This window comes from Synechococcus sp. R5-15 (assembly GCF_047462035.1).
Taxonomy (GTDB): Bacteria; Cyanobacteriota; Cyanobacteriia; order Thermostichales; family Thermostichaceae; genus Thermostichus.
In genome coordinates, this window is sequence record NZ_JANSIK010000164.1 from 1 (window position 1) to 7,344 (window position 7,344).

At 58.3% G+C, this 7,344-nt stretch carries 7 protein-coding genes; 6 read left to right on the forward strand and 1 reads right to left on the reverse strand.

All coding sequences use genetic code 11. The annotated features are described in order from the left end of the window. Positions 1-154 precede the first annotated feature (154 nt). The 6 genes from NW839_RS12320 (at position 155) to NW839_RS12345 (ending at position 6,796) form a co-directional block, all read left to right on the forward strand. A complete protein-coding gene (locus tag NW839_RS12320; RefSeq protein WP_414350097.1) occupies positions 155-1,189 on the forward strand; it encodes an LdpA C-terminal domain-containing domain in 1,035 nt (344 codons plus the stop codon). A 15-nt stretch (positions 1,190-1,204) separates the two neighbouring features. Further along, positions 1,205-3,115, forward strand: coding sequence for a R3H domain-containing nucleic acid-binding protein (locus tag NW839_RS12325; protein ID WP_414350098.1), 1,911 nt, complete (start codon positions 1,205-1,207; stop codon positions 3,113-3,115). 237 nt (positions 3,116-3,352) lie between these two features. Beyond that, entirely contained in the window at positions 3,353-3,922 is a 570-nt protein-coding gene (locus NW839_RS12330) for a Uma2 family endonuclease (RefSeq protein WP_414350099.1), read from the forward strand. 270 nt (positions 3,923-4,192) lie between these two features. Next, positions 4,193-4,588 (forward strand): ubiquinol-cytochrome c reductase iron-sulfur subunit, encoded by a 396-nt coding sequence (locus NW839_RS12335; RefSeq protein ID WP_414380684.1) that lies wholly within the window; start codon positions 4,193-4,195, stop codon positions 4,586-4,588. Between the two features lie 93 nt (positions 4,589-4,681). Further along, positions 4,682-5,830: a glycosyltransferase gene (locus tag NW839_RS12340; protein WP_414350100.1), complete on the forward strand. Its 1,149-nt coding sequence runs from the start codon at positions 4,682-4,684 to the stop codon at positions 5,828-5,830. A gap of 108 nt (positions 5,831-5,938) precedes the next feature. Then, positions 5,939-6,796 (forward strand): PRC-barrel domain-containing protein, encoded by an 858-nt coding sequence (locus tag NW839_RS12345; protein WP_414380686.1) that lies wholly within the window; start codon positions 5,939-5,941, stop codon positions 6,794-6,796. A gap of 144 nt (positions 6,797-6,940) precedes the next feature. On the opposite strand, the gene NW839_RS12350 is transcribed toward NW839_RS12345, so the two are convergent. Beyond that, complete coding sequence (locus tag NW839_RS12350) at positions 6,941-7,252, reverse strand: alpha/beta fold hydrolase (RefSeq protein ID WP_414380688.1); 312 nt, start codon at positions 7,250-7,252, stop codon at positions 6,941-6,943. Positions 7,253-7,344 lie beyond the last annotated feature (92 nt).

Sequence of the window (7,344 nt, forward strand, 5' to 3'; positions counted from 1 at the left end):
CGTACTGAACATATTATACATTATTTTCAGTATAGTTGAGCTTATTATTGACTAGAGTCATGCTCTCTTCAGGATCCTGGAAATTTCTTTGCTACCATCTCAAGTAGATGGCCTGCGGCTCAGATCCCCATCCTGCTAGCGGTTTCTCGTGCCTGTGACCTTGCCAACCGCCTCGCTGCAACAGGGTACTTGGTTTAAGCTGATCTGCGGCGCAAGTTTCCACCACTTGCCCTCGGTTCGGGAGCTGGCTTTCCTTTACACGCTGGCCGGGGCAGATTGCATTGATGTCGCTGCCGATCCGGCCATTGTGCGGGCCGCTCAAGAAGGGATCCAACGGGCACAAGCCGAAGATCCCCAGGCGGGATCCCCTTGGTTGATGGTCAGCGTCAATGACGGTGAAGACGTGCATTTCCGCAAGGCGGTGCTGACGGCTCCTGTTTGTCCTGCCGACTGTCCTCAGCCTTGTCTGGCAGTTTGTCCCCCTCATGCTTTGACCCAGGCAGCCCTTCCTGCTCAAGTCCACATCCAGACAGAGCTGTGCTACGGCTGTGGGCGCTGCGAGCCGGTTTGCCCCCACCGGCGCATTGCCACCTTCGGCTACCAGGTCGCTTTGTCAGAAGTTTTGCCGCCTTTGGTCGAGCTGGGCATTCAAGCGGTGGAGATTCACACCTGCATCGGTCGCCAGAGGCCATTCGAGGAATTGTGGGGATCCCTGAAGCCCTGGCTACCTCAGCTCCAGGCAATCTCAATTAGCTTTAACGATGGCCCGGGCCTAGAGGCTTACTTGAGGGATTTGCTGGCTCTTATGGATCCCTTGCCGGAAGTGCTGATCTGGCAGGTGGATGGCCGGCCTATGAGTGGCGATATCGGAGCTGGCACCGGCAAAGCCACCCTGAAATTGGCCGAGAAGGTACTGAATATGGGTCTGCCGGGCTATGTGCAATTGGCAGGAGGAACCAACGCCCAAACGGTGCCGCTGTTGGATCCCCGGTGGCCGGTGGCGGGGGTAGCCTTCGGCAGCTATGCGCGACAGTTGGTGTCAGCCTATCTGGAAGAGCCAGCTCACAGCTCATCGGAGTCAGGATGGAATCCTGGATTGGTGGCAGGGATCCCGTTGGCCAAGCAGTTGGTGCAGCAAGTAAAGCGGCGATCCGTTGCTTTTAGGCAAACCTGTTTTTCCTGCGTTTAACGACGTTGCTCAGCCATGAGTTTCCCCGTACAGCCCTCAACCCCAAGTCCGTCGATGGATCCGGAAAGTGCTCCGCACCGCTTACGTGAACGTACCGGCTTTCCCGGCCAGGTTCAATACAGCGACGACCTGAGTAAGCTTTTGGATATCCTGCCTGCTCCGATTCGTGAGCGCCTAGAACAGCATCCTCACCTGGATCGATTGGTGGAGGTGGTGCTGGATTTGGGCCGCCGTCCCGAAGCCCGCTTCCCCGGCTTTGCCGATTACCTCTCCGAGGACGTGATCACCCGGGCCGACTTGGATCAGGTGATCAGCCGGGTTGGAGAGTTCAGCAGTGACAACCGCGCAGGCATTGCCTCTACCCTGCACCGGATCAGTGCCATCCGCAACCGCCAAGGCACAATCATTGGCCTCACCTGCCGGGTGGGTCGCTGCGTTATCGGCGTGATCAGCATGATCCGCGACTTGGTGGAACAGGGGCGCTCCATGCTGTTGCTAGGCCGACCAGGGGTGGGCAAAACCACGGCCCTGCGGGAAATTGCCCGTGTGCTGGCCGATGAGCTGGGCAAACGAGTGGTTATTATCGACACTTCCAACGAGATTGCCGGCGATGGCGATGTGCCCCACCCGGGCATTGGCCGGGCCAGACGGATGCAGGTGGCCAGCCCAGAGCTGCAGCACAAGGTGATGATCGAGGCAGTGGAAAACCACATGCCCGAAGTGGTAGTTATCGACGAGATCGGCACTGAACTGGAAGCTTTGGCCTCTCGTACCATTGCCGAGCGGGGGGTACAACTGGTGGCCACCGCCCATGGCAACCGCATCGACAACCTGATCAAAAATCCCACCCTCTCAGACTTGGTGGGCGGGATCCAATCGGTCACCCTGGGAGATGAAGAGGCGCGGCGACGGGGCTCTCAGAAGAGTGTGTTGGAGCGCAAAGCCCCCCCCACGTTTGAGATTGCCATAGAGATGCTGGAGCGATCCCGCTGGGTCATCCATGAAGATGTGGCCGCCACTGTGGATCGCCTCTTGCGCAACCGCGAGCCCCTGACCCAAACCCGCAGTCTAGACGAACGCGGCCAGGTGGTGATAGTCACGAATGAGCGCCCGGCCCTATCTGGCCCCCAATGGCCCCCCGCCGGCAGCACAATGTCCGCAGCACGGGAGCGGGGAGGATGGCGACGTTCTGGACGGATGGAAGCTCTGCCTTCAGAGCCGCTTGAAAGTCGCTCGCAGCAGCAAGGAGAATCGGGTTTGCTCCTGGAGAGGCGAGAGGACTCCGTCCCGCTAACGCCGGCGGGATCCCGTCCTGCCCCTCAGGTGGTGGCCGAATCCAGAGTAGAATCCGGCTCTGACGAAGAAGAAGATTTGGACTGGGAGGGATCCGCCCTAGCCCCGACAGGACGGCAGCAGAATCCGGATGGGCCGCTGATGATCTACCCCTACGGAGTGAGCCGCTTCTACCTGGAGCAGGTGATCCAAACCCTGAAACTGCCGGCGGATGTCACCAAAGACCTGGATGGGGCGGACATTGTCTTGGCCTTGCGATCCCAGGTGCGTAGCCGTTCCAAGATCCAGCAGATGGCCCACTCCCGCCAGATCCCGATTCACACCGTCAAGGCCAATACTCTGATTGCCCTGGCTCGCGCCCTGCGCCATATTCTCAACATTGAAAGCGAAGAGGGATCCGATTCCGACCTGGAGCTGTTCATTCGCGCCAGCTCAGGCGATGAAACCGAAGCTCTGGAAGAAGCCCGCCTGGCGGTGGAGCAAATTGTCATTCCCAAGTCTCAGCCGGTGGAACTTTTGCCCCGTTCGCCTCTGATCCGCAAGCTCCAACACCAGTTGGTGGAACATTACCACCTGCGGGCCCAAAGCTTTGGCGAAGAGCCCAACCGCCGCTTGCGCATCTATCCCAACTAGCCCCACACGATAGCGCAGCCAATAGTCCAGCTCTAGAGAACCTCTATCCATTGAGCCGTCGTGGCCAGAGAGGGAGGACTCCGTCCCGCTTCTGTGAACGGGATCCTGGGCTAAGATTTGGCTACGCCAAGTGCGGTTCCCGCTGTTGCGACAGCGTTGCAGTTGTCGGCCCAGTGTCGTAGGTACAGCAGCAGGGTGCCCTGGGCATAGCACCATTTATTGCTATAGGGATAGCTAATGACTGCTACAGAAGTACGCTGGACCACTCGGGATATCGAGGCTCTTCCAGAGAATGAATGGATCCGCTACGAGATCATCGACGGAGAACTGCTGGTGACTCGCTCTCCTCATCACAAACATCAGCACATTATCGGGTGTTTGTTCTCCGCACTGCATCGGTGGTCGCTAGAAACAGGATTGGGAGAACCCTCAATCATGCCAGGGATCCTCTTTTCCGAATTTGATAATGTGTCTCCCGATGTTGTTTGGGTTAGTTATGAGCGGCTATCACAGATTCAAGATGAAGCAGGACATTTTCGGGGTGCCCCTGAGCTGGTGGTTGAAGTCCTATCACCTGGAAAAGTTCATGAGGATCGAGACCGCTTGGCAAAACGGAAACTCTACTCTGTGCATGGGGTGCAAGAGTACTGGATCGTCGATCGGCTGGCTCAGAGAGTAGAGGTGTATCGCAGACAACAGGCCCAGTTGGTCTTGGTAGAAACGCTGTTGGCTCAGGATGCGTTGTCTTCTCCCCTGTTGCCCGGCTTTGCCTGCGCGGTTGCTGAGCTGTTTACCTCTCGATCCTAAGCTCCAGCAGTGCAAGAGCCCATCCCCGGTACTCAAGCAACGAAGAGGGCTACTGCGTACTCTAGCCGGAAAAAGTGCGGCTTGGCCCTGGCCGAAACTGTTCCGGTGTAACAAAATGTTAAGGGCAGCATTTGTACGGGGATCCCTTCTGAAGGGGCCGGTCTTTTGCTGGCTCATGACCTACATTTCGCACACCTCCAAGGACACATAGCCATGTACAACAATCGTCGTGGTTTTCTTCGCTGGCTGGCTCTCGGTTTTGGCTCGTTGGTGGGTTGGTTACCTGGGTTTACCCGGCGCCGTTTTGCCCTGGCCCAGGGAACTGCTTCTGGCTCTAAGGCTTCTGAGCCGGAGTTTGTGAAAGTTGCCACTCTGGCCGATCTCAAAGATGGCCCCTTCAAGGTGGAAAACGCCTTTGGGAAAAACACCGCCACCCTCTGGCTGGTCGGGGATCCGCAAAAAGAAGATTCTCTGCTGGCTTTGGATGCCGCCTGTCCCCATGCGGGGTGTGATGTGAACTGGCGGGGGGAGAACTTTGTCTGCCCCTGTCATGGCTCGGCTTTTGCTGCCGATGGCAGCCGTACCCGTGGCCCGGCCAAGGCAGACCTGGCCATCTACAAGGTCAAGGTGGAGAAGGGAGAAATTTTTGTAGCCAAAGCCTCGTAAAGTTCTGGGCAGGCTGGGGGCTTTGAGGCCAGGCAAAAGGAGTCGGGTATCCGGATTGAGAAGACAATGGGCTGAGCTACCGAGGCTCTCCCTATGGCTCGTCCCTACCGCTATCTGTTCCTCTCCACCCCTGTTGGACCTCTGGGATCCGGGGCCGGTGGTGGTGTGGAGCTCAATCTTGCCAACCTGACGCGTGTCTTACTCCAGATGGGATCCCAAGTGCGGGTGTTGGCCCCTGTGGGATCCCGAATGGCGGAGTTGCCGGAGGAGGTGATCGAGCCGGTGGCGGGCCTTCCCCCGGCCTATGCGCAAACCCAGCGCCGCGATCAGCCGGTTCTGATCCACACCCCCTCTCTGCTGGCCAACCTGTGGCAGCGGGCTGCCCACCTGCAAGATCAGTTCGATCTAATCGTGAACTGGAGCTACGATTGGCTCTCGTTTTATTTGACGGATTTTTTCCGCACCCCGGTGGCCCACATCATTAGCATGGGATCCCTCAGCGATGCCGTTGATCAGGCTCTAGAGCACATTGCCCATCGCTACCCTGGTCGGCTGGCGGTGCATTCGCGGGCGCAAGCCCAGACCTTTGCCTTTGCCCGAGCCGAGATGGCGGCAGGTCGGGATCCCTTTGTCTATCTGCCCTGCGGGGTGGATCTGCGCCTCTACGACTTTGTGCCCCAAGGGAATGGATCCCTGTGTTGGATTGGGCGCATTGCCTCCGAAAAGGGCCTGGAAGACTGTGCTGCCCTAGCCGAGAAGACGGGAAGGCCGGTGGTGATCCTAGGCCACCTGCAAGAGCCAGGCTACTGGCAGCAGATCCAAGCGCAGTACCCACATGCCCAACTGGATTACCGAGGGTTTTTGCCCACCCCGCAAATGCAGCGGATCTTGGGGCAATGCTCAGCCTTGGTCATGACCCCCAAGTGGGTGGAGGCCTTTGGCTTGGTGGCGGTGGAAGCTTTGGCCTGTGGCGTGCCGGTGATTACCTACCGCCGGGGTGGGCCCGCGGAAATTGTCAGCGATGGAGAAACCGGCTGGATCGTCGAGCCGGACAACGTGGCAGCTTTGGCAGAGGCTGTAGAGCGCCTAGATCACATCGACAGGAGCCGCTGTCGGCAACGGGCAGAAGAGCACTATTCCCTGGGCGCGATGGCAGAGCAGTTTCTGGCCTGGAGCAGGCAGATTGGCCGGGATCCCACCTGGGCAGCCCGCGAGGGAGGAGACAGGCAGTGGTACTATTAACTTACTTAATTCTGGCGAACTGTGTCAGACACGCAGCCCAACAACGGGAACGTTTTGACTTACGACGGGGAAACCATCATGACGACTGGGAAAGGATCTGTTGCGCTGGTGCGATCAGAGGTTCGTCGGCGGTCACAGGTTCTGGGAACGCAGGTGATCAGCCAGGGCAACGCAGCCCGGCTTGGGGTAGTCAGCGAAGTTTGGGCGGATCTGGAAGCCAAGCAGGTTCTGGTGCTGGGGGTGCTGGAAAAAGCCCTTGCCGGATCCCCCCGTTTGATGGAGCTGCGGCAAGTAACAGCGTTGGGTCAGGATGCAGTTCTTGTCCCCAGCGAAGAAGTTTTCGATAACTTGGATTTGGAGGGCCTGAGTCGCGTGGTTGGCAGCGAGGTGGTAACCGAAGAAGGGATCCGCCTCGGCAAAGTTAAAGATTTTGAGTTCAACTCCGTCTCCGGCATCATCACGGGTTTGGTGCTCTCCAACCTCGGCCTCACCTTTTTACCCGGCTTCATCCTCAGCACCTATCTGCTCTCCACTGACGAGATTGTCTCTGTGGGCGGGGATCGCCTTATTGTTGCCGATGGCGCTGAGACCCGCCTAACCCAACTGGCCAAGGGGATTTTGGAAACCCTGGGAATCGGCAAGCCCCCTTGGGAAGCCGGAGTTAGCCCTGCTCCTGCCCTGCCCAGTGCTGTCGAGAGTTCCGCCGTCGAGGAAGATTACGAAGAAGAATACGACGAGGAATACGAAGCCGAAGAAGAAGACGTTTACGCAGAAGAAGAGCCTGAACCTGAGCCGCAGCCTGTGCGACCTCGTCCACCTGAGCCCGCACCCACCCCCGAACAACCGGCTTGGGAACAGGAGTATGCCAAAGAAGAGGCCCCTCCTTCTGAGCCTGCCCCTCCTCCTTCCAGCTCCACTCCTGTGGATAGTGATCCCTGGGAAGATAAGGCCGGGGAGCCCACTTAAGTTGCCGGACTCGTACCAACTCCCCTCTGCGCTCGGGATGGTCACGTCAACCGAGAGCACGGCCCTTACCCCTGGCGCTAGGGCTGCTTCTTGCGTCAATCTCCCACTTTTTTCTGCCAAGGGGCAAAGGGATCCCCCATCTGTCTATCCCGGCAGGGCAGGATCGGCTTCGGCCAAGAAGCGCAAAGCCACCGACAAAAAGGTCTGCGGCGCTTCAATGTGCGGAAAAGCAGCCCCTGGCAACCGGTATATCGGCACCTCCGGGCGCAAAGCGCGATACCGCTCTGCCTGTTCTGGGTCGGTGAGACGATTTTGTTCTCCCCAGACCAGAGCCATGGGCTTGGCCACCACGCGAAAGTCGTCTTGGATGGGCAAATTGAGCCTGCCGGTGAGAAAAGAACGGGGGGCAAATTGAGCCCCCGCCTGGTGGGCTGCCTGGTAATAGTAGTCCACCACCGCCTCATCCAGGGCGTAGCTGGGGGAGCATGACTCTAGTCAATAATAAGCTCAACTATACTGAAAATAATGTATAATATGTTCAGTACGGA

Coding starts and splice junctions, on each gene's coding strand:
- NW839_RS12325 (WP_414350098.1), top strand. CDS start 1,205: ATGAGTTTCCCCGTACAGCCCTCAACCCCAAGTCCGTCGATGGATCCG.
- NW839_RS12330 (WP_414350099.1), top strand. CDS start 3,353: ATGACTGCTACAGAAGTACGCTGGACCACTCGGGATATCGAGGCTCTT.
- NW839_RS12340 (WP_414350100.1), top strand. CDS start 4,682: ATGGCTCGTCCCTACCGCTATCTGTTCCTCTCCACCCCTGTTGGACCT.